This window comes from Leptolyngbya sp. PL-A3 (assembly GCF_039962325.1).
Lineage (GTDB): Bacteria > Cyanobacteriota > Cyanobacteriia > Elainellales > Elainellaceae > Vacuolonema.
In genome coordinates, this window is the sequence record NZ_JAMPLB010000004.1 from 157,697 (window position 1) to 180,594 (window position 22,898).

Sequence of the window (22,898 nt, forward strand, 5' to 3'; positions counted from 1 at the left end):
GGTTTTTCACCACTAAACTGTTCTCAAGCTTTAAACCGTGGCTGTCGAGGGGAAAATGTACTTCCCTGAAGGGCTATACAATGTGCATCAACTGCTGCCAGGCTTGAATTAGAGGCAAATGGGTAAAGGCCGTAAATTGGGGATCACTGGTTTCAATCACAATCCAGGTATTGTCAACTTGCTGAGCCATGTCCAGGGTGACCAAGGGGGTAGAGAGGCGTTGGGCAGCGGCGATCGCACAGTCCAACATTGCCACTTCATCCGCAACAGACAGAAACTTGTCGGGGTCGTCACCTTCCCAGATGTAGCCATAACTGAGGGGTTGTTGGCGGTAGAGTAACACCCGAAACTCACGGCCCAGGGGAAACCCATCGGGAGCCATGCGGGTATGACGCAAAGGCACTAAGCGCCGCACGATCACGCGCCCCCGTGACCAGGGATAAAGGTCAGCCAGCAACAGGTCTACCAGGTGATGTAACTCTTCCACATCGTGAGCGACACAGGCCTTCCATCCCCGAGATTTGCGCGACTGTATAGCTCCTTTCACAAAGACCGGAAAGCCCCACTCGGCTGGCACCCGTTGCGCCTGCTCAGAACAGGTGAGAACAATGCTTTCGGGCGTTAAGCCCTGTAAATGAGAATAGGCCCGGTCAAATTCCTGCACGGTCAAGTGTTCGTCGGGGGTGTTGAGCAGGTACAACCCTCGCCTGTAAGCTGCCTGGTAAATTTCGGCGTAATGTTCGGGAGAGGGAATATAGCCCAACCACACGGCAGGAGTAGGCTCAGTTTGCAATGGAATGTGCGCTAGGGCATCATCCACTGTCCCAAGGCGGGCATCATGGGAGGGGATGTGATAGGTGGGGATGCCCATGAGTTTGGCGATCGCCGTTGCCGCCTCCAAATCTCGACGACTGGCGGAAGGGGGCAATGCATCGGAGGCTTCACTAAGAACAATCATTTGCCGGGCACACATCGTACATCAACTTAACCCATACTCTGCGCGATCCTTAATTTTGCGTGCGTGAAGGGCCCACAAAAGCAAGGGTTTCAGAAAAACGGCCCGAACTCATGCTCAACACAAACTCCTCTTTATGCGTAAAGCCCGCAGAACATAGGACTTGAGGATAGCTGTCCAGAGTATTGCTACGGAATTGGAGTCAAACAATTACAACGGAAATGAGATGGGAACAATAAGAAAGTTCTACACTGAGCGTATAGCACTATGCTCAGCATTATCCCTAGAGCCGGGGCCTTTCTACCCAGTATGAGTCAAACGCAAGTTCCTGAATTATCTGTGACCTTGAATCCCCCTGTTGCAGAAAAACGTCCCTACATTCACGAGCTGCACGGCGATCGCCGCCTCGATGAGTATTTTTGGATGCGCGATCGTCAAGATCCGGCAGTCATGGCATATCTCAATGCCGAAAATGACTACACTCAAGCCCTCATGCGGCCCACGGAAGAGCTCCAGAAATCGCTTTACCAGGAGATGCTGGCTCGTATCCAGGAAACAGATCTTTCCGTCCCCTTCCGCAAAGACGACTACTGGTATTACTACCGCACCGAAGAGGGCAAAGCTTACCCCATCCACTGCCGCAAGCGAGGTAGCCTGGACGCTCCTGAAGAGGTGCTACTTGACCAAAACGCTCTAGCAGAAGGTCTTGACTATTTTGATCTGGGCATCTTTCAGGTCAGCCCAGATCACCGGATCCTGGCCTACGCTGTTGATAACAATGGGGCTGAACGCTTTACCCTCTATTTCCTCGATCTGGAAACCCGCGAGTTCTACCCCGAAACCGTCGAGGACGTCTACTACTCCTTCGCTTGGGGCAACGATAACCGCACCGTCTTCTACACCCAGGTCGATGAAGCCAATCGGCCTTATAAGCTGTTCCGTCATGCCCTGGGCACTGACACCCAGCAAGATTCACTGGTTTTCCATGAAACCGATGACGCCTACTTTCTCAGCATTGGTAAAACCCGGAGTCAGGCCTATCTGCTGATGGAACTGGGCAGCAAGGTCACCTCCGAGGTGCATTACCTGGATGCCAATGAGCCAACAGGCGAGTTTCAAGTATTTCAACCCCGAACTCAGGGCGTGGAATATAGCGTTGAGCATCACCGCGATCGCTTCTATATCCTCACGAACGAAAACGCCATCAACTTCAAGCTCATGAAGGCTCCTGTTAGCACCCCGTCCTCCGAGCATTGGGAGACAGTGCTGGAACATCGGGAAGCGGTGCTGCTGGAAGGGGTGAGCGCTTTCACCGACCACCTGGTGGTATACGAGCGGGAGGATGGCATTCCTCGGGTTCGCATTTGTCAGCTCTCTACTCAAACCGAACACAACATTGAGTTTCCCGAAGCCAGCTTTGAGGTGTATGAAGGAGCCAACCCCGAATTTGATACGTCGGTGCTGCGCTTTACCTACACCTCCCTACTAACCCCCAGTTCGGTGTTTGACTACGACATGAACACCCGTCAGCGAGAACTGAAAAAGGAAACTCCGGTGCTGGGAGGCTACGACAAAACTCAGTACGTGACGGAGCGACTTCATGCCACTGCGGCTGATGGCACATCAGTTCCCATCTCCCTGGTGTACAAGAAGGGGCTTGAGAAGACGGGCGATCATCCCTTGCTGTTGGAGGGATATGGCTCCTATGGCTATAGTTACCCGGTTGGCTTTAGCTCAACCCGCCTGACGTTGCTGGATCGTGGGGTAATGATGGCGATCGCCCATATCCGGGGTGGCTCTGAGATGGGCCGCCGCTGGTACGAGAATGGTAAATTTTTAGCGAAGAAGAACACCTTCACTGATTTCATTGCCTGTGCCGAACACCTGATTAAAGAAGGGTGGACTTCTCCCCAGCATCTCGCGATCGAGGGGGGCAGTGCAGGTGGATTGCTGGTAGGAGCTGTGGTGAACCTGCGCCCGGATCTGTTTAAGGCGGCGATCGCCCAGGTTCCCTTCGTCGATGTCGTGACGACGATTCTAGATACGTCGCTGCCCCTGTCGGCCAGTGAATGGGAGGAGTGGGGCAACCCCAATGACCCGGTCTATTACGAGTACATGAAGTCCTATTCTCCCTACGACAATGTTGAGGCGAAGGATTATCCCGCCATGCTGATTACCGCCGGCCTCAACGATCCTCGCGTCTCCTACTGGGAACCCGCTAAGTGGACAGCCAAACTCCGCGCGCTCAAAACCGACTCGAATGTGCTGCTGCTCAAAACCAACATGGGCGCAGGCCACAGCGGTGCCTCAGGCCGCTATGAGCACCTGAAGGAGATCGCAATGGACTACGCATTCTTATTCGGTCAGTGGGGTATTGCTGGGTAGCCTCAGTGCGGGTAAAGGCATTGTTATCAAGGCATTTTCCCAAAGAAAAGGTGCGGCGCTAAGCGCCGCACCTTTCTGGCTATTGAACTGAATTTGAACTTAGCCGTCTTTCAGAGACTTATCGATACTGCTATGGGAAGAGGAAGCCATATCCATGATGCCAAACTCGCCATAACCAATCTCGCTGTGCTCAAAGGGATCCAGACCCTGAGCTTCGACCTCTTCAGAAGAACGAATACCTACAGTCGCTTGCAGGAGCTTAATGATGATAAAGGTACCAACGGCCGCGATCGCATAAGCAATTAATACCGCCGCAATTTGTTTGAACAACTGGCCAGGATTGCCATAGAACAGACCATCAGCACCCGCCGCATTCACCGTTGTGGTCGCAAACAGACCCGTGAGGATAGCCCCAATAGTTCCGCCCACACCATGAACTGGGAACGTATCGAGGGCATCGTCAATGCCGAGCTTGTTCTTGATACGAATGGCATAGAAACAGCAGAAGGCCGTGATACCACCAATCAGCAGAGCCGCAACGGGGGTGACAAAACCAGCGGCCGGGGTAATCCCCACGAGACCTGCAACAGCACCAGTCGCCAGACCAACAGCAGTCGGCTTACCCATTAGAGACCATTCCATCAAAATCCACACAAGGCCAGCAGCAGCGGCCCCACAGTTGGTCGCGACAAAGGCAGCAGTCGCTAAGCCACCAGAAGCCAGGGCACTACCTGCGTTGAAACCAAACCACCCAAACCACAGTAGACCGGCACCCAACATGATGAAGGGCACGTTGTGAGGAGCAACCAGACGATTGGGGTAGATTCTACGGTTTTTCAGCATGATCGCTGCCACGAAAGCAGAAACTCCAGAGCTGATATGGACTACGGTGCCTCCTGCGAAGTCAAGGGCTCCGAAGCCACCATATAGGCCCATGAGCCCACCTTTGGCCCAAACCATGTGAGCTAAGGGACAGTAGATAAAGATAGACCAGAGCAACGTGAACAGGAAGTAAGCCCGAAACTTCATGCGCTCTACCAGCGCCCCCGAGATCAGCGCAGGCGTAATCATCGCGAACATGCCCTGATACATCATGAAGGCTTCATGGGGAATGGTAGGGGCGTAGGACACAACCGCCTCTGGCTGAGACCCCACCAGGTAATCGGTAGTTTCTAAGCCAACGCCATTCAGGAATAACCATTCCAACCCGCCAATAAAGGAAGTGCCTGGTGCAAAGGCCAGGCTGTATCCCCATAACACCCAGGTCACACCAACCAATAGCATCATCGTAAAGCTCATCATCAATGTATTAAGTACATTGAGGGAGCGAACAAAGCCACCATAGAAAAAAGCCAATCCTGGTGTCATCAATAACACCAGAGCCGCACAAATCAGCATGAAAGCTGTATCTGCAGAAACCTGAGCAGTTGCAGCGACTTCTAAGGGATCAGGAGTCTGCGCTAGCACTGCCTGGGGAAAAAGACCCAATGATAGAGTTAAACTGATAGCTGCAAGAGCTACGATTGAAAGCAACATGGGTAACGCTCTTTGAGTCGTGGTGCAGGCATGTCAATTTTGAACTGACTGGCAAATTTTGGCAGGCTGAGATGGAAGCCTTGCTAAACAAGAAATCCAGAGGCCGTAAGCAAGCTTCACCTTTACTCAGCACCCCTGATTATTCTGTGCACATCTTCAAATTTGCGAGCCAAGCCCTATTGGACATATATTTTCTGGCTTAGATTACATATAGACATTCACGCCAAAATGTATCAAATGTTGCAGTTTCAGTCAGATTTAACAATGTGTTACCTGAGATCCCATGCAGGTGAGGGATCTGGGTTTTGGGGCGATCGCCCTTGCTGAATCCCCAGCTATTAATCTCTCCAAAGCTTCTCGTATAACCAACTAGGTCATGTTTCAAACATGTGGATAGGGTGTGGTAACAGAGGCACAAAGTACCCCTGTTACCACACCCCATCCACATGCCCAGAACCCTACCAGCGCGTAGCACCATAAACCTTTCCGGTTTAGTGAGGTAAGAAGAATAGATATGAAACTTTGTCCCACATCCATCTCTTATGCCTCCTGAACTAAAAAATCCTATACAGCACTTTTCAAGCCTATGAGGTACAAGCTATTTTTGTAGGAGCCTCGCTCCGCGAGGGTCCTACAAAAATAGCTGCATTTTATTCAAGCGCAAAGCGCTGTAACTCTTAAGAAATTGTTTAAAAGGCAGAAACTAATAAGTGTTTAAAAGACTCGATCTTTCCTGCTAAAAAGACATGAAAACTCAATGTTTTGAAACGAATTCTAAAGCAAACAGCCTCAATTCAAGATTATAAGCAAGCTCTCATTCTTTAGACAGATTTTGTAACCCAAGAGGTGGAGTTACTCTCCAAACAGAGCCTCCCAGGGAACGTACTGAAGCACTGGCAGTATTACCTAATGCATGCCAACTCGTACGTTCATCTTTGCTGGGAGCTTACTGCACCCCCACCGTAAGAAGCTGTGTTTGAGTATCTTCCTCCCCTTAATGAACACAATCTGCCCTATCCTGACACCATTCATCCCATCGTGGTGCATTTTGTCATTGCGATGGTGTTATTTGCAGTGTTCTGTGATTTAGTTGGATATTTCACCAAGAATTCTCGGCTTTATGAAGTGAGCTGGTGGAATTTATCTTTTGCAACGGTTTCGATCTTTATTGCAGTTATCTTCGGGCAAATTGAAGCGGGTTTGGCAGAACCTTATGGTTCCGCAGTTTCTACCCTCAACTTACATACCTTATTAGGCTGGTCATTATCTGGTTTTTTAGCCGCCGTTACAGGATGGCGCTACGTTATCCGCACTCAGGAAAAGCAACAGCTTCCCATTCCATATTTAGTCGTTAGTGTGGGCCTGGTAGGTGCAGTACTATTTCAAACCTACTTGGGCGATCTGTTGGTATGGGTATACGGTCTGCATAGTACGCCGGTCGTGGAAGCCACACGTTCGGGAGGGCTGTCATGAATCCTGATTTGCTGGAACAGTGGAGAAACATATTGGGGCCTAATGGATTACCCTACATCTTCCCGATCCACCCAAACTTAGTGCATTTGACCCTGGGGTTATTTATTGCAGCGATCGCCTTCGACATTGTCGGTGTGCTCTACCCTGTCGATAAAGCTGTTTTCAAATACCTGGCCATCCCTGTCTCTCGCTCTGCATTGTTTGACGTGGGCTGGTATAACCTGGTAGCCGCTTCTGTCATCACCTTCTTCACGGTTGCGACTGGCTTCTTCGAAATTATTCTGGCGGCTCCCCTGGCCGATGTGAAAAGCCCCTGGGGTATGGGAGCGCTGCAAACCATGATCGGGCACGGCGTCGGTGGAGTCATTATTCTCACACTGATTGTCGGTATGACGGTCTGGCGAGGCTTCCAGCGCTTTCGCTGGCGTCGAGATATGGCCCGCCAAGTGCAATGGAGCTACCTTGGGGCGGGATTGATTGTTTTCCTCCTGATGTTCCTCCAGGGCACGCTAGGTGCGCACCTGGGCACAGAATTCGGCATTCATATCACAGCTGATCAACTGCTGCATCTGGGGGAAAACCCAGCCGAGAAGCTTTAGATCAATAGGCAGGGGAGCTTCTGCATACTGGCCCTCTTCCAAGCAATTCAGCTAACCTCCTTAAACCTCTTCCCCCGCTCCTCACATATCCATCCCCTCACCCACCTACTCTCATATGATGAAACTCCGCGCAGCCATCATCATGACGCTCTACGCCATCTTCGCGGCCTTTGTTAGCTTCTGGATGGCGAAGCAGTCCTATTCCTGGTTTCCTCCCGAGGCTGCTTCCGAGTCGAAGCTGGTTGATGACTTGTTCAGCCTGTTCACCGGATTAGGCACGTTCATTTATCTGGGGGTAATTGGGCCGTTCTTCTACTCCCTCATTTTTCACCGGGCCGAAAAGTACGACATGAGCGATGGCCCACCCATCGAAGGCAATACTGCGCTGGAAGTGATTTGGACAGCTATCCCCATCGTGCTGGTGTTAACCCTGTCCTGGGTGAGCTATCAAACTTACGAAAAAATGGCGATCCGGGGACCCATGGAACTGGTGCACTTGCATACGCCTTCCCTGATTCCTGCCGCCTACGCAGACCCCTTCGACAGCTCGCCTCAGAAAGAAATTCAGAGCGCAGCGGAAAAGCCTATAGAGAACATTGAGGTGCTGGCGCGACAGTGGGCCTGGGTGTTCCGCTATCCCGAAGCCGATATCACCAGCACCGAGTTGCACTTGCCGATCGATCGTCGCATCCACTTCACGCTGCATAGCGAGGATGTGCTGCATGGGTTCTACATTCCAGCATTCCGTTTGAAGCAGGATGTGGTTCCTAATCACGATATTGAAATGGAACTCACCCCTACCCGCGCGGGTACCTATCGCCTGCGAGACTCTATGTTTAGCGGCACCTACTTTGCTGCGAACCAGGCTGATGTCGTTGTGCAACCCCTTGAGGAATATGAGCAGTGGTTGGCTGATGCGGCAAGCCGGGAATTGACAACGGCTTACAACCCGGCGATCGCCGAATACACCCGCAGAAGTGCGATCGTCAAAGGCTGGGACAGCATTGCCCCCGCTCCACCTCCTGAGGTGAACTACGCGCCACCAACGAAGCAACCTACAAGCCCACCTGCGTAGAAGGCAATTTATCTTTAACCAGTCACTCATCGACCCATTCAACCATCCACCCCTATCCCCATGACCACCATTTCCCCAGAATCCCCTGAAATTACCCGTGGCCAGCCGTATCCTGGCGCACCGGATAACTGGCGGCGGTTCTTTACTTTCAGTACCGACCACAAAGTTATTGGCATTCAATACATCGTCACCTCCTTTTTCTTTTTTCTAGTAGGTGGGATTGAAGCCATGATCATGCGCGGGGAGTTGATTACTCCGGATGCGGATCTGGTCGATCGCACCGTCTACAATGCTCTGTTCACCATGCATGGCTCGATCATGCTGTTTTTGTGGACCTTTCCTGTGCTGGTCGGCCTGGGGAATTATCTGGTGCCCCTGATGATTGGGGCACGAGACATGGCCTTTCCCCGGTTGAATGCGGTGTCTTTCTGGATGATTCCCGTCGTGGGAATTCTGATGCTCGGCAGTTATTTAGTACCGGGCGGGCCGTCTCAATCGGGGTGGTGGGCCTATCCTCCGGTCAGTTTGCAGACACCCACAGGAAGCTGGTTTAACGGCCAATTTCTCTGGATTCTGGCGGTGGCGATCTCCGGGGTATCGTCCATTATGGGGGCGGTAAATTTCGTCACGACCATTGTGCGAATGCGGGCACCGGGGATGACCTGGTTTCGGACTCCAGCCTTTGTCTGGGCGGTGATGTCGGCGCAGTTAATCCAGCTCTATGGGTTGCCCGCTCTGACGGGCGGAGCCATTATGCTGCTGCTGGACTTAACCATTGGCACCAGTTTCTTTGCACCTGAGCGAGGTGGTAATCCTGTCCTCTACCAGCATTTCTTCTGGTTTTATTCTCACCCGGCTGTGTACGTGATGGTGTTGCCAGCTTTCGGTATCTTTTCCGAAGTGCTGCCCGTCCATGCTCGTAAGCCGCTGTTTGGTTATCGCATTATTGCGGCCTCGTCCCTACTGATCACCATTATCAGCGGGACTGTGTGGGTGCATCACATGTTTGCCAGTGCCACACCCGGCTGGATGCGGATGTTTTTCATGGTGACGACCATGCTGGTAGGGGTGCCCAGCGGTATCAAAGTATTTGGTTGGGTCGCAACGGTTTGGGGTGGCAAAATTCGCTTCACTACCCCGATGCTATTCGCGCTGGGGGGCATCACAAACTGGTTATTCGCTGGAATTACAGGAATCTTTCTGGGTTCAGTGCCCATTGATATTCACGTCAACAACACGTACTTCGTCGTAGGGCATTTCCATTACGTGTTGTATGGGGCGATCGTCATGGCGATCTATGCAGCGCTCTATCACTGGTTCCCGAAAATCACGGGCCGGATGTATTACGAAGGATTAGGCAAACTCCACTTTGTGTTGACCTTTGCGGGTACCTTCCTGGCGTTTCTGCCCATGCACGAAGCGGGCCTCTTGGGAATGCCGCGCCGTGTGGCCTCCTACGACCCCGAATTTGCCTACTGGAATGTGCTAGCTAGCCTGGGTGGTTTCCTATTGGGCATGTCTACCTTGCCGTTCATCCTCAACATGGTGAGTTCCTGGATTCGTGGCCCTCAGGCGGGGGATAACCCCTGGCGGGCGTACGGCCTGGAATGGATGGTTTCCTCACCGCCCCCCGTTGAAAACTTTGAAGAGATCCCAACGGTTATTTCTGGCCCCTACGGTTACGGCAAGGATCAACCTTTGGTGGCGGGTCAAGAACCAGTCGCACAAACTTCGTAGGATGGATAGACACAACTATGACTACTGAAAGAGCGATCGCCCAAGACGTCGAATCCGATGTCCGCCACACGCAGGAGCATGACGAGGCCGGCAACAGTAAGTTTGGCTTCATTGTCTTCCTGCTATCTGAAAGTGTGATTTTCATTAGCTTCTTTGTCGGCTATATCGTCTACAAAACGACAACAGTGGGGGATTGGTATCCCCCTGGCGTGACGGGTTTGGAAACCCATGAGCCGACGATCAACACCATCATTCTGGTATCGAGTAGCTTTGTCATCTACGTGGCAGAGCGCTACTTGCACGATGGCAAGTTATGGGGCTTTCGCACATTTCTCATCGCCACCATGGCGATGGGTGCCTACTTCCTTTACGGTCAGGCAGTGGAGTGGAGTCATTTGCCGTTCACCGTGCAATCTGGTTTATTTGGCGGATCGTTCTATTTGTTGACCGGATTCCATGGTTTACACGTACTCACTGGCATTCTTTTACAGGGATTGATGTTGGGGCGATCGCTCTACCCCCACAATTACGACAACGGTTATTTTGGCGTTGAAGCTACGTCGTTGTTCTGGCATTTCGTTGATGTCATTTGGATTATTTTGTTTGTTCTGATCTACGTCTGGCAGTAAGCGAGAGAGGATATATTCCTATGATCATCGACGACCAACACTATGACGTCATCATCATTGGCAGCGGAGCCGGTGGCGGCACCCTGGCTCGGAAACTTGCGCCTACTGGCAAAAAGATTTTGATCCTGGAACGGGGCGATTTTCTGGAGCGGGAAAGCTCGCAGCTGATTGATACCGAAGTTTTTAAGAAAGAACAATTTCACGGGCCGGAAGCGTGGCACGATCGCACTGGAGAACCCTTCTATCCTCAGACCCGCTACTGCGTGGGGGGGAATACAAAGATCTGGAGCGGGGTGCTATTGAGGATGCGCGATCGCGACTTTGAAACAGTGCAGCACCAAGATGGCCTATCACCCGAATGGCCTCTCAAGTATTCGGACTTCGAACCCTACTACACAGAAGCAGAACAGCTTTATCAAGTTCACGGTCGAATCGGGGATGATCCGACCGAGCCGCCCCACAGTTCAGGCTATCCTGAACCTGAAGTAGCCCATGAACCCGATATTCAAACGGTTTTTGATACGCTCTCCAAACAAGGGTTGCATCCCGCCTATTTGCCCTTAGGTTTAGGCGATCAGGGCCGAACGGATTCTGAAGATACAGGAGTCTCTCCAGCCTTAAAGCATGAGAATGTCACGCTGAAAACCGGAGCTCAAGTCATTTCTCTGCATACCAATCCCTCAGGCTCCGAGATTCGGGGTGTTCAGGTCAAGATTGGGCACCATTCCTACCTGTTCTCCGGGCACATCATCGTTTTGGCCTGTGGTGCTGTGAACTCGGCGGCCTTACTGTTACGTTCGGCCAACGAGAAGCACCCGAATGGAATTGCGAACCGTTCTGATTTGGTCGGGCGGAACCTGATGAAGCAATTGCTATCTGTGGTGGTGCAGTTGACCGCTTCATCTCATTCTGGCCTGTTTCCCCGGACAGTGGGTCTCAACGACTTCTACTGGGGTGATAAAGATTTTCCGTATCCCATGGGCCACGTGCAGAATTCAGGGGGTATTTTTCAGGATGTCATTTTTTCGGAAGCCCCTCCCATCTTCTCGGCCCTGGCCCGCGCGATTCCCAACTTTGGTCTGCGCCAGTTAGCAACCCGCTCTATTGGTTGGTGGCTGCAAACGGAGGATTTGCCCAACCCCAACAACCGCGTCTGGTTCTTCGGTGACAAGCTGCGGGTAGACTATGAGCCCAACAATGAGGAAGCCCACGATCGCCTTGTATACCGCTGGGTGGATATCTTGAGACAAGTGGAAACTGCCCAACCCCAACTCTTTAATCGCAGCACTCACCCTCGTAGCGATATGCCCATACCTATCGTCGCTCACCAGTGCGGTACCTGCCGCTTTGGTGAAGATCCAGCAAAATCAGTCCTGGATTTAAACTGCCGTACCCATGAAGTGGACAACCTTTATGTGGTCGATAGCAGCTTCTTCCCATCCAACACAGCCGTGAGCCCAGGGCTCACCGTGATGGCGAACGCACTGCGGGTAGGTGAACATTTAATCCAGCGTTTAGCCTGATATAGCGATTAAATCCAGTAGATGGGAGAGGCGTAGCGCTGAAGTACAGCAACGGCGGTGTGAGACACTTCGTGCCCCACACCGCTGTACTTAATCAACGTACACAGCGCTATAACGACATGAATAATTTTGAGGAGCGAACCGAATGGAGGAGGTTGCTGCTAGGATGTAGGACACCAAAGGGTGTCTCTTTCGAGAAATTTCCTGGAAATTTCAGCAGTCAAGCGCCATAATTTGGGAGTCAAATCCCACTGTTCGATTCCTTTGAAGCAATAGCTCACGCGAGTTGGTGATACCTATGTCTCACGAGGTCAACACCCAGAAACCCATCCTGGATCCTTCCGCCATGGCCGTGGTAGACCCTCTACAGGCTCAATTTCTAGAGCCCATACCCGAAGCCGATACGGTGATGGATGAATCCGCCGATGCGGTGATGGATGACGTATTTGAAGACGTAGAGCGGATCTTGCGGGAAGGTAGCCTCCCCCATGATGTAGCCCCGCCACCGCCACCAAAACCCAGCAATCCGCTGTCGTCTCTAGCCAATAATTTAATTCCCTCATTGCTGGTCGCCAAACCTGCTCCGCCTGAAGAAACCGCAATCCAGGAGTTGGAAGACCTGGATGTAGATGACCTGGCTGCGATCGCCACCGAAGGAGGCGACCTCGCGACCCTGGAGCCCTCCACGGCAGAACCGAAAGTTACCCAAAAGTCTTTTGATCAACTGCTGTTAACCCTGGCTAGCATCTCAGTGCTGTTGACCGGGGGGTTGTGGTTAGTGGCGCAGATTTTCTGGAAGGAGTCTCCCAGGGTCGTATCGACAACCCCTGTGCAGGCCGCAGCCACAGCGACGGTATCCGAGGGCGATCGCGAGTTTTTGACTTATATGTCGCGATCGCTGGATGTGATCAATCGCAAAGCCGACCTGGCGAAGGAAAACGCGACCGTTGCGTCGAACAGCCCCAGCGCCCTACCTGATGTGGCAGTGGCCGGTGGTAACACGACACCCACACCTCCGACCGTATTAGATCGTGTTTACGTTCCGGTGTATCAGAACCCTCCAGGGAATTCGCCGGCTGCGGTGACGCCGTCTGTTTCTCCTCCCCCGCAAAGGGTGACGGTTGCCCCCATCGCCCCGACAGCTCCAACGGCTCCAGTGGCGGCCCCATCGGTTGTAGCAGCGGCTCCAACAGCTCCCAGCCCCAGCAGCAGTGCGGTACCCAACATTGCAGGGGCTCCCAGCCATTCGCTGGTGGGCGTGTTGAATTTGGGCGATCGCTCAGCCGCTCTCTTCACCATTAACGGCACGACCCAACGCATTGGCCTGGGAGAAATGATCGGGACGAGTGGATGGAGTCTGGTTTCCGTGAATGGGCAAGAGGCAATTATCCGCCGAAATGGGGAAGTGCGATCGGTCTACACTGGGCAACAGTTCTAATGGGGTAAGCTAGATTTTTAGTAGATTTTCTACGAAGAATCAGACTTTCCAGAGACGATACCACCGCGAGGAAACTCTATGGGCCTGTTTGAAGACTTCAGCACCTTTTTGGAGGAGCGCTTGGACGAGTTTCTGCGGGAGAATCCCCATCTGGAACTGGAAGCTCTGGAGGACAAGCTTCGTAGCCAGGAGGATGAAGTGATTCGTCTGCTGGCAGATTTGCGCTTGAAGGAAAGACAACTGCAAACGGAAATCCTCAACACAGCCCAGGAAGTGCAGCGCTGGCATGAGCGTGTAGAAAAAGCGCGTAATGCTAATCGGGTTGACCTGCTTAAACCTGCTGAGGAACGAGAAGCCGCCCTTCTGCGCCAGGGTAATCAATTCTGGGGCCGAATGGAGGGTGTTAAGCAGCGTATTCAGCAGGCTATTGAGCTTCAGAAGCAAATCCAGGTCAAGCGCCAAGAGATCAAAACCAAGGTAGCAGAGGCCTATGCCAACCGCTCAACTCAAGCGTTCCAGCAGTCTGAGCAACAATGGCAAACTATCGGATGGAATCAAGGGTTCTCCCCCTCACCCAGCAGTGCCGATCCTCTCGAGCAAGCTTTCCAGAAGTGGGAAACTGACGACGAATTAGAGGAACTGAAACGCAAGATGAAGTAAATAGGGCCTCGGTCTTTAAGTTTTGCCTATGCCTATTGTTGTACGCGTGGAACACAAGAAAGCCCTTAACGCGAACGTAGATCGTGTAGGCCGAACCTTAATAGCAGACAAAAAAATAAAACTAACCTGAGTTCGGGTTAAGGGCTTTTGAGCTTATCCCGAATTGAGGTTAAAACTACCTCCAAAACCCAATTTTTTTGTTATTGGAGCTTCGCCCCAACAACGAAAAATTTGAGTTTTATAGCAATGTGTAAGTGCGTTAAGTACGGTGGTGTGGGGGACTTCGTGCCCCACACCACCGTACTTAATCAACCCGCACAGCGCTATAGAGGTTTTGTTCTTTAGTAAGCGGTTAAAGAAGTTCGATAAAAAAGCTGTACTCCAAAGCAAAGTACAGCGGTCTGGACGTAACCCTATGGAGATAAGAAGGACAAAGACTTAAGGAATAGGGGATTCTGCTGGAGGTACGACAGGAGACTCATCAGGATCGACATCATTCGCTTCGCAGGCTCCCAGAATGGCAACCAGGCCTACAGCCATGAGTAAACCAATGAGCTTCTTCATACAAGGAACCCCTATACTGACATCTTTTAAGGCAATTCTAAAGCCGCGTCAAAATCATCACATACTACTTGAGTCAGACCCATTGCCATCTTTTGGCATACAGTCACTGTTCCAAAACTTTCAATTTGTGTTGTGGGTGGGGTGCTTCGCACCCCACCCACAACACAAATTGAAAGTTTTGACACTTTGTAATCCACAAAACCTAAGCTCGGGTTAAGGCCTTTTTGATGTGCGATCTCCGCACACCAAAAAAGGCAGTTAAGCTTATTTCGAATTGGGGTCACAAATCCGAGTTTGCTATTCCTGATATCCTATTTAATGCGGTAAGAGTTATCAGGGATTGAGATAAGGCATTCTCATCAGTGCTTCATAGCCAGGGTAATGCCATCAGAAACAGGCAACATGCAAACCGTCACACGATTATCCTGATACAGTTTTTGGTTGAAGGTGCGAATTGCCTCAGTGCTAGGTTCATGGTTACTGGGCTCGATGACTTGACCTGACCAGAGGACATTATCCACAGCAATTACCCCACCCGATCGCACGAGCTGAATCGATCGCTCAAAGTAATTCCAATAATTCAGCTTATCGGCATCAATAAAGACAAAGTCAAAGGTGCCAGCGGCTCCCTCGGCTAGAAGGGTATCCAGAGTGTCGAGGGCAGGCGCAATACGCAGGTCGATTTTATGGGAAACGTTTGCTTTTTCCCAGTAGCGACGGGCGATCGCCGTAAACTCCTCACTCACATCACAAGCAATCAGCTGACCATCGTCCGGCAGAGCCAGGGCTACCGATAGAGAGCTGTACCCTGTAAATACGCCAATTTCCAAGGCTTTGCGAACCCCTAACAACCGCACTAAAAACCCAAGGAACTGCCCCTCGTCAGGCGTCACCTGCATCATCTGCTGAGGATGCTGTGCCGTCTCCTGCCGCAACTGCTGCAAAACATCCGCCTCCTTTAAGGAAACGGAGAGGAGATATTCATGAAGTTCCGAACTGAGCCCTAAAGATTTATTTGCCATAACAGTAAGGGATTAGGCCATCGTTTACTGTTGAGGTTACAGCATCCTCAGTCAGCTACTCACATCTTGCAACTTTCTAAAACCGAACCCAGAACCATTATTTTTTCATTGCTTCGCGACAAAAAACAATGGTTCTGGGTTCGGTACAAAATCTGAGTTTAGAGTATTGATAATCCCGTTGCCCCTATGAATTATGGCTGTCATTTATGATCTTGAACACATCACGACGTATCGCTATGCCAATCCAGTAACCTTTGGTGAACACCGTGCTATTTTTCTGCCAAGTTTAGGTTACGCGGGACGAACGTTAAGCTATTCCCTGGAAACGAATATTCCTGCCAAAACCCGGTGGTTAATGGATACGTTGTCTAACAATGTAGCCGTGCTGGAATTTAGCGAACCTGCCACAGAATTGCAGGTTACCTGCCGAGTTCGAGGAGAGCACCATGGGATTCGGGCGATCGACGACTTCCCTCTCGAAACCCGTGCCGAAGAAGTACCCGTTCAATACACCCCTGATGAATGGGTGGATCTCTCGGCATTCATGCGTCCCCATGCTGAAGACCCGGATGGTAGCTTGGCCGCCTGGTCCAAAAGCTTCGTTGCAGGCGATCAAGACGATACCCTCGATGTCTTGCAACGCATGATGGACGCGATTAACGAAACCTTGACCTACCAGACCCGTGAGGTAGAGGGCACACAATCCCCTAGCGAAACGCTGCGGTTGAAATCAGGCACCTGCCGAGATTATGCCTGGCTGATGATTGAATCACTCCGACGCCTGGGTTTTGCCTGTCGCTTCGTTAGCGGCTATCTCTATGATGCTGCACTGGATGGTGGCGAGGTCGGGATGACCGGGTCAGGAGCAACCCATGCTTGGCTCCAGGTTTATCTTCCGGGGGCAGGATGGCGAGCCTATGACCCGACGAACCGTATTACCGCAGGCTATGACTTGATTCGTGTGGCGATCGCCCGCCATCCTGCTCAGGTCATTCCCCTGGCCGGCTCCTGGTTTGGCAATACCGAAGATTATCTGGGCATGGATGTGAAAGTAACCATTCGCAAACTAGGCACCATTCCCGATTTTGACGCACTTTAACGGGGGGGCATCCCACTTTTGTAAGTGAAGCGGGCGTTGCCCGCTTCACTTACAAAAGTGGGTTTCCAACGTTGCAAAAGTGGAATGCACCCCTTGAACGGGGTGTTTCGGAAGTAGAACTTACGGAACAACAACCTCTCAACATCGACGGGTATGGCCAATTAGCTTGACCTGTCATGATAGAACTATGAACACGTTGCATTGCCTCAACCCGCATTGTCAAACCGAGAACCCCGTCGGGGCAAATTTTTGCTATCGATGCGGTATGCCTTTTCTGTTGAGAGGGCGGTATCAGTGCGATCGCACCCTTGGCCAAGGTGGATTTGGGCGTACCTATTTGGTCAATGACACCTACCGGGGCAACACCATCGTTGTGGTTAAGCAGTTCATTCCCAATACCAGCCTGCGTAAGGGTGGTAGCAATTTAGAAAAAGCGCTCCGCCTGTTTGAGCAAGAATCTGAGCGGCTTTTACAGTTGGATCAGCACCCACAGATCCCCACGTTATTTGAGGCTTTTGAGGCAAATAACAGCCATTATTTGGTGCAGCAATTCATTGAAGGGCGAACGTTGGCCGACCTGCTCACGCGTCTAGGTAAACCCTTCGACGAGACGCAAATTCGATCGGTTTTGCTTAATTTGCTACCAGTTCTTCAGTTCATCCACAGCCAGAATATTATCCACCGAGACATCAAACCTGAAAATGTGATTCGGCGCAGCAGTGATAAACGCCTGGTGTTGATTGATTTTGGGGCTGCGAAGGCAGCGACTATTACACTGATGGGGGAAACAGGCACCACAATTGGTAGCACAGGGTATGCAGCCCCTGAACAAATTTATGGCAAAGCGGTTTTTGCCAGCGATCTCTATAGCTTGGGGGTGATGTGCCTGCATCTCCTGACCCAGGTCAAGCCTTCTGAACTGTATGACCCGATGGAGGGAATTTTGATCTGGCGGCAGTTTCTCGGTGGGCGTCAGATTAGCCCTGGGCTCGCTGCAGTGTTAGACAGAATGACTCAAAGCCTCGTGAAGGATCGTTATCCCTCAGCCCAGCATGCCCTGCGAGAATTACTGCAACATACGAAGACAACCCGGCAAAAAGCACCCTCGCTGGTGAAAGCCACTCCTGCGGCTCAATCACTACCAAATTCAGTCCCCGCCGGGAGGCTAGTACAAGCAGGCCGAGGGGAGCGATCGCCCACATTCCCCGCCGTTCAACCAAAAACCCCTGCATTTAATGTGAATCAGCTAGCCTCAGAGTGCGGGATCGATTACCAAAAACTGAAGGAATTGCTAGAAGCGGGAAAATGGAAAGAGGCAGACTGGGAAACCAACTGGCGCATGCTGCAAGCGGTCGGTCGCAAGGAAGACGACTTTGTTCGGCCCAAGGAGCTACAGAACTTTCCCTGTCAGGATTTGAGCACAATTGACGGACTTTGGACACACTACAGCCAGGGACGGTTTGGGTTTAGCGTACAGCGACAGATCTATTTGGATTGTGGCGGAATCCCGGACGGCCCCCCTCCGACGGATCACGATCATGCGGTCTGGCAGGCTTTTGGCGATCGTGTCGGCTGGCGACAACATGGGCAGTGGTTGGAATATTCGAAGCTAAGCCCCTCTCTGGCATTACCCTCAGGGTGTTTTCCGCTGGGGTTTTCCTGGGGTGGGTGGCCCGCAGGGTTCGCCTGTGTAGGGGGCATGTGGGCAACAAAGTTACTGCATTGCTGGGTGTTTTTGTTTGCGCGAATCGGGCGATGCAGTGTTCGTTAAATCGGCTTGCGCCCTTTGCTTTAACAATACGGAGTCACATCCTCCCCACAATCATCCGCTAAGTAGGATAGCGCTCTAAACCGCAGCCCTACCAGTTGCTCATAAAGAGGGTTGAGCTTACACATAGGGGGAATGTGAACAAGCTTGCGGCCAAAAAGCACCACATCCCGCTCAAAGGGACATTGGGGCGGAATCAGTTTGCACAGGAAGCGAGCCAGGCGGGGATCGTGGATTTCCAGTTCATCTAGCCACTGTTGCACAGGCTTTAAAACTGGGCGGTAGTGATGTTCATCGGCATCCGCTGAAAAGGAAGCGACAGAAGTTGCCGTAGCAGTTTTTGCCGGGTAAAGGGTTGCCCGTAGGGATTCCAGAATGGTTTCGTCAAGTTGTAGTAGTGTGCAATATTGGTGCAGCAACACATCCTCGGGCTCAGAATACACCCCATCCACGATCGCCACCATCACAGCAGTTCGTAGAAAGTTTTCGGCCATCGTCCGATCCTGCCCAATGACAGCAGCTACTTCCTGAGGGGAAAGGGTAGTGGCTGAGTCAAGGGTAACTTTCGGGGCTGGCTCCAGCTCATTGAGGCTTGTGATCAGGTCTTGTTCTTCAGGATCAAAATGACCATCGGCCCAGGCGATCGCCAGCAGCCCTTGTAACCAGACGGCGATCTGCTCTTGAGTGTAGAGAGATTTAACAGTGCCAGTCATAAACATCATTCAATCAGCAGGTTGTAGAAACTCCTAACGGGAGTATGTTTCTTCAATCTTAACTAGCGCGAAGGAATAACCTTGTTCGGTTCTACACCCAAACCAAACTCAGCGTCCAGAAAATTCCCTCTTTATTAAGTTCACTTTCGTAGCACATGGGGAACTCCGACTACTCTAGAACGATTTTTCAGCTGTCATGGTTCGTACCTAAAGGGTAGAAAAATTATTTCTTTGAACTGATTGTTGAGCTCGTTTATTCAACAACCGCTTCGAAACCCTTGATTTTGTGTACAACGAACCTACAGAGAGCACGGAGCCTGAGAAGATCTGTCCAGAGTATTGCGAATACAAGGGCGTATTTTAAAGCTGATTGGAGGGGTTATTTTTTATGTGCTTTGCATACGAAAAAACAACTTCTAACCCCAATATTTCAGCACACCAATTGTGGCCGATAGGATGTGGCCGACGAAGCCCGCTACATTTCACCGGTCAAGGCCAGTATGGTCAGGTACTCGTTTGTTCTGACGAAAATGACTGTGAAGGCGGTGCGGATACCGTACACTAATGGGGATCTAAGAGGAGGTGCCTGTGTCGCTACAAGAATTGTTGCTGTTGTTAACCTCAATCTTGATTGGAGTAGCGGGCCAGTTTTTCCTGAAATTAGGGGCTCTGAAGTTAGGAAAAGCTGAAGTCAGTAACGCTGTGGAGCAAATTCTGAAAATTGCTACCACTCCTGAGCTGGTCACGGGACTGGCCTGTTACGGGCTGGCATCTATTGCTTACATTTTAGTTTTGACCCGAGTCAAGCTCAGCGTTGTAGGGCCTGCTGTTGCTCTAAGCTATGTGTTTTCAGTCTTACTGGGCTACTTCATCTTCAAAGAACCCCTACCGACCCTGCGTATCGTCGGATTGGGCTTCATCATGGCTGGGGTTGTTATGGTGATTTCTCCCAAGTAAACCAACCTCAATTCGAGACAAGCCCAAGTGTCCCTTTTGGCGGGCGCAAACTACACACCAAAAGGGACTTTTTCGAGGGACACACAAGGTGTGCCCAGCAATTCTCAGTATGGGCCTCAAAGCCAAGAGTTCACGCCCTACGGGCGTGAACTCTTGGCTTTGAGGCCCGAAAACCGCGCGCCGAAGGCGCGCGGTTTTCGGGCCTGATTTCAAAATGAGAATTGCTGAGGTGTGCCCCTCGAAAAAGCCTTAGCCCGAACTCAGGGTAAAACAAGCAGTAATCATTTCGATCAGGATTGAGGGCATAGAACCTAAAGCTTTATACCCTCAATCCTGATCGAAATTCTGTAAAAATCACCAGCAGGTCTAGCACATTCCCTACAATTTGGTGGTGAAATAGAAGCAGGGCAAGGAAAAAGCGGCTTCCCTTACCGCCGTTTTCGCCTGCTTCGCACACCGCAGGGCAGATGGGCATGGCACTGACGCGACGGGCATTTTTACAACGCACAGGCTGGGCGATCGCCACGTTGGGCCTCAGCCAGTCGAGTTTCTTTGCCCTGGGCGATCGCTATCAGCAAGCCCTGGCAGAACCTACCCGCCGTCAACGCGCCCTTCTGATTGGTATTAATCAATACCCCGAATCGGTATGCGACTTTGCTCCTATTAAAGGAACGGCCCTGGCCGGATGCATCACCGATGTGGAATTGCAACGAGAGCTGCTGATTCATCGGTTTGGTTTTGCAGCCACGGATATTCTCACCCTGACTGACGAAGCTGCCACCCGTCGGAGCATTGAAGATGCATTTCAGGCCCACCTGATGGCAGCGCAGCCCAACGAGCGGGTACTGTTTCACTTCAGTGGTTTGGGTAGCCAGGTGCGCTCCCTGGAAACCAACCTGACTTTTCAAACGCTCGTGCCCATTGATGGCACGTTGCCAACAGAAGACCATCCCACCTTCAATGATGTACGGTTGGCAACTCTGCGGGCGCTGTTGCGATCGCTTCCTACCCAGCAGGTCACGACCGTCATTGATGCAGCGTTTCTTCAACGCAGTACACCTTTGCAGGGTAATTTTCGAGTGCGATCGCGCCCCAGCACCCCCAGCGGTCGCCTCAACCCTGCTGAACAAGAACTTCAGGAGCAGCTGGCAAAAGCCGCCACCAAAACGATTAACCAAACCATTCCTGGCCTGTATCTAGGAGCAGCCGAAACCGGGCAACCCGCCCTGGAAGGCCAGTGGAGCGGCTTCAGCGCAGGCCTACTAACCTACGCCCTGACCCAATACCTGTGGGAAGCTACCCCACCGAAAACCATTCAAATTTTCTTTCCTTCCCTGGTCAGCCGTATCCACCAAACCGTTGACAACCTGCAAACTCCGGTACTGGAAGCGGGATCATCGGTGGAGAGCATTTATTCCCTCCCTCCTGCTTTACCCGAAAGCCAAGGGGCCGTGTGGGAACAGGGCACCGATGGTAGTGTCGAGGTGTGGTTAGGAGGAGTACCGCCCCGTGTGCTGGAGTGCTATGGAGAAGGCTCCGTTCTTCTAGCGGGAAGCGGAGAGCAAGCCGTACCCCTGGTGGGGCGATCGCGCACCGGGCTCCTTCTGAAAGCCGATGTTCTAGATCCCACCCCGATCAACACTCCGGAACTAGTCGGCCAACCAGTTCGAGAATCCATGCGGCTCATTTCCCGCAATCTGGGGCTGACCATTGCACTGGACCCATCCCTGGAGCGGATTGAACGCGTCGATGCCACCAGTGCCTTTGCGGCTGCCAAGGTAACGGTAGTCGCGGCTGGCGAGCAAACCGCCGACTTACTGTTTGGCAAGGTAAAAGCTACCACCCTGACGGCTTCCAGCGACATATCGGCGACCCCAGCTTTGCCCAAAAGTTATGGATTGTTTTATCCCCCCCGTTTAGCCGTACCGGGCACCATCGCCACCGCAGATGAAGCGGTCAAAACGGCTGTGACTCGGCTGACCGCCAAATTGCCCCGGCTGCTGGCGATGAAATACCTCAGCCTGACGGAAAATGCCACCACGTCTCGTCTGGCCCTGCGAGCAACGCTGGAACCGACGGAGACGAACTCACAGGCGATCGCCCAACTCAGTACCCCCTCTGCGGCGTCAGATAGGCCACCCTCGCTAGGGCTGGCACTCCCCACCGTGGCATCTGGCACGGCTCTGCAATGCCGCGTCCAAAACCTGGGCCAGGTTCCCCTCTACTTACTCTGGGTCACCCTGCCGCAGATGAACCGACCCCTGAGCATCGCCCTACTACCCGACACCGTAGCGGATGCACCGATGGTGGCGATCGCCCCCGGCACATCCCGTTCCCTTCCCATTACCCCTCTCAACAGCGGCCTGGTGGATCTATTCCTGATCGCCAGCCGCAACCCCTTCCCTCAAACCACAGCCCTTATTCAGAGCCAGCAGGAGACCGAAGGAAACAATACAGCCGTCCAAACCTCTCTGAGCCGAGTTCAAGCCATTCTGCAAGACCTCAGCAGCCCTCGTTCCCCTGAAGATGCTTATGCTCTGGATGTCAACCGCTGGGCCACCCTGCGGCTCCAGTATCGAGTCATTTAGACCTGTGGATGGGATGTGGTGAAAGGGCACTCCACATCCCTTTCATCACACTCATAAGTTCCGCTCTCATTCAAAGCAAAATATAGCGATATAGCGCTGTGCAAATGCGTTAAGTACAGCAGCGGTGATGCGGGGACGAAGTGCCCCGCATCACGGTACTTAGTCAACGTGCATAGG

18 protein-coding genes are annotated in these 22,898 nt (G+C 52.0%); 13 read left to right on the forward strand and 5 right to left on the reverse strand.

Features of this window, described 5'->3' with window-relative positions; translation table 11 throughout:
* Positions 1-73: 73 nt before the first annotated feature.
* Positions 74-958 (reverse strand): ATP-grasp domain-containing protein, encoded by an 885-nt coding sequence (locus tag NDI52_RS05395; RefSeq protein WP_190772926.1) that lies wholly within the window; start codon positions 956-958, stop codon positions 74-76.
* Positions 959-1,264: 306 nt separating this feature from the next.
* Between NDI52_RS05395 and NDI52_RS05400 the strand changes: the two genes are divergently transcribed.
* Positions 1,265-3,340: a S9 family peptidase gene (locus NDI52_RS05400; protein WP_190772986.1), complete on the forward strand. Its 2,076-nt coding sequence runs from the start codon at positions 1,265-1,267 to the stop codon at positions 3,338-3,340.
* A gap of 99 nt (positions 3,341-3,439) precedes the next feature.
* Here NDI52_RS05400 and NDI52_RS05405 read toward each other — a convergent pair whose 3' ends face one another.
* Positions 3,440-4,876: an ammonium transporter gene (locus NDI52_RS05405; protein WP_190772927.1), complete on the reverse strand. Its 1,437-nt coding sequence runs from the start codon at positions 4,874-4,876 to the stop codon at positions 3,440-3,442.
* A 972-nt stretch (positions 4,877-5,848) separates the two neighbouring features.
* Between NDI52_RS05405 and NDI52_RS05410 the strand changes: the two genes are divergently transcribed.
* From NDI52_RS05410 to NDI52_RS05445, 8 genes are all read left to right on the forward strand, one after another.
* A complete protein-coding gene (locus tag NDI52_RS05410; protein WP_190772928.1) occupies positions 5,849-6,349 on the forward strand; it encodes a DUF2231 domain-containing protein in 501 nt (166 codons plus the stop codon).
* On the forward strand, positions 6,346-6,948 hold the full coding sequence (locus NDI52_RS05415) for a DUF2231 domain-containing protein (RefSeq protein WP_190772929.1): 603 nt from the start codon (positions 6,346-6,348) through the stop codon (positions 6,946-6,948). The genes NDI52_RS05410 and NDI52_RS05415 overlap by 4 nt, the downstream gene beginning before the upstream one ends.
* 115 nt (positions 6,949-7,063) lie before the next feature.
* Positions 7,064-8,023, forward strand: coding sequence for a cytochrome c oxidase subunit II (locus NDI52_RS05420; RefSeq protein WP_190772930.1), 960 nt, complete (start codon positions 7,064-7,066; stop codon positions 8,021-8,023).
* 60 nt (positions 8,024-8,083) lie between these two features.
* A complete protein-coding gene (locus tag NDI52_RS05425) occupies positions 8,084-9,760 on the forward strand; it encodes a cbb3-type cytochrome c oxidase subunit I (RefSeq protein WP_190772931.1) in 1,677 nt (558 codons plus the stop codon).
* A 17-nt stretch (positions 9,761-9,777) separates the two neighbouring features.
* Positions 9,778-10,389 carry a heme-copper oxidase subunit III gene (locus NDI52_RS05430; RefSeq protein WP_190772932.1) on the forward strand — a complete coding sequence of 204 codons (612 nt, stop codon included), beginning with the start codon at positions 9,778-9,780 and terminating at the stop codon, positions 10,387-10,389.
* A 20-nt stretch (positions 10,390-10,409) separates the two neighbouring features.
* On the forward strand, positions 10,410-11,912 hold the full coding sequence (locus NDI52_RS05435; RefSeq protein WP_190772933.1) for a GMC family oxidoreductase: 1,503 nt from the start codon (positions 10,410-10,412) through the stop codon (positions 11,910-11,912).
* A 298-nt stretch (positions 11,913-12,210) separates the two neighbouring features.
* The gene (locus NDI52_RS05440; protein WP_190772934.1) at positions 12,211-13,350 is read left to right on the forward strand and encodes a hypothetical protein; all 1,140 of its coding nucleotides are present in this window, start codon (positions 12,211-12,213) and stop codon (positions 13,348-13,350) included.
* Between the two features lie 78 nt (positions 13,351-13,428).
* Complete coding sequence (locus NDI52_RS05445; protein WP_190772935.1) at positions 13,429-14,010, forward strand: TIGR04376 family protein; 582 nt, start codon at positions 13,429-13,431, stop codon at positions 14,008-14,010.
* Positions 14,011-14,448: 438 nt separating this feature from the next.
* Here the strand turns inward: NDI52_RS05445 and NDI52_RS05450 are convergent, their stop codons facing one another.
* Positions 14,449-14,574, reverse strand: coding sequence for a hypothetical protein (locus NDI52_RS05450; protein ID WP_277874394.1), 126 nt, complete (start codon positions 14,572-14,574; stop codon positions 14,449-14,451).
* Between the two features lie 359 nt (positions 14,575-14,933).
* Complete coding sequence (locus NDI52_RS05455) at positions 14,934-15,596, reverse strand: class I SAM-dependent methyltransferase (RefSeq protein ID WP_190772936.1); 663 nt, start codon at positions 15,594-15,596, stop codon at positions 14,934-14,936.
* 193 nt (positions 15,597-15,789) lie between these two features.
* On the opposite strand from NDI52_RS05455, the gene NDI52_RS05460 reads away from it, so the two are divergent.
* Together NDI52_RS05460 and NDI52_RS05465 are read left to right on the forward strand one after the other, a co-directional pair.
* On the forward strand, positions 15,790-16,695 hold the full coding sequence (locus NDI52_RS05460) for a transglutaminase family protein (RefSeq protein ID WP_190772937.1): 906 nt from the start codon (positions 15,790-15,792) through the stop codon (positions 16,693-16,695).
* Between the two features lie 265 nt (positions 16,696-16,960).
* Positions 16,961-18,466, forward strand: coding sequence for a serine/threonine-protein kinase (locus NDI52_RS05465; RefSeq protein WP_206754943.1), 1,506 nt, complete (start codon positions 16,961-16,963; stop codon positions 18,464-18,466).
* A gap of 20 nt (positions 18,467-18,486) precedes the next feature.
* Here NDI52_RS05465 and NDI52_RS05470 read toward each other — a convergent pair whose 3' ends face one another.
* The gene (locus NDI52_RS05470; protein WP_190772939.1) at positions 18,487-19,176 is read right to left on the reverse strand and encodes a Mo-dependent nitrogenase C-terminal domain-containing protein; all 690 of its coding nucleotides are present in this window, start codon (positions 19,174-19,176) and stop codon (positions 18,487-18,489) included.
* Positions 19,177-19,764: 588 nt separating this feature from the next.
* Here NDI52_RS05470 and NDI52_RS05475 point away from each other — a divergent pair.
* Complete coding sequence (locus NDI52_RS05475) at positions 19,765-20,133, forward strand: EamA family transporter (protein ID WP_190772940.1); 369 nt, start codon at positions 19,765-19,767, stop codon at positions 20,131-20,133.
* A 473-nt stretch (positions 20,134-20,606) separates the two neighbouring features.
* The gene (locus tag NDI52_RS05480; RefSeq protein WP_190772941.1) at positions 20,607-22,721 is read left to right on the forward strand and encodes a caspase family protein; all 2,115 of its coding nucleotides are present in this window, start codon (positions 20,607-20,609) and stop codon (positions 22,719-22,721) included.
* Positions 22,722-22,898: the final 177 nt, after the last annotated feature.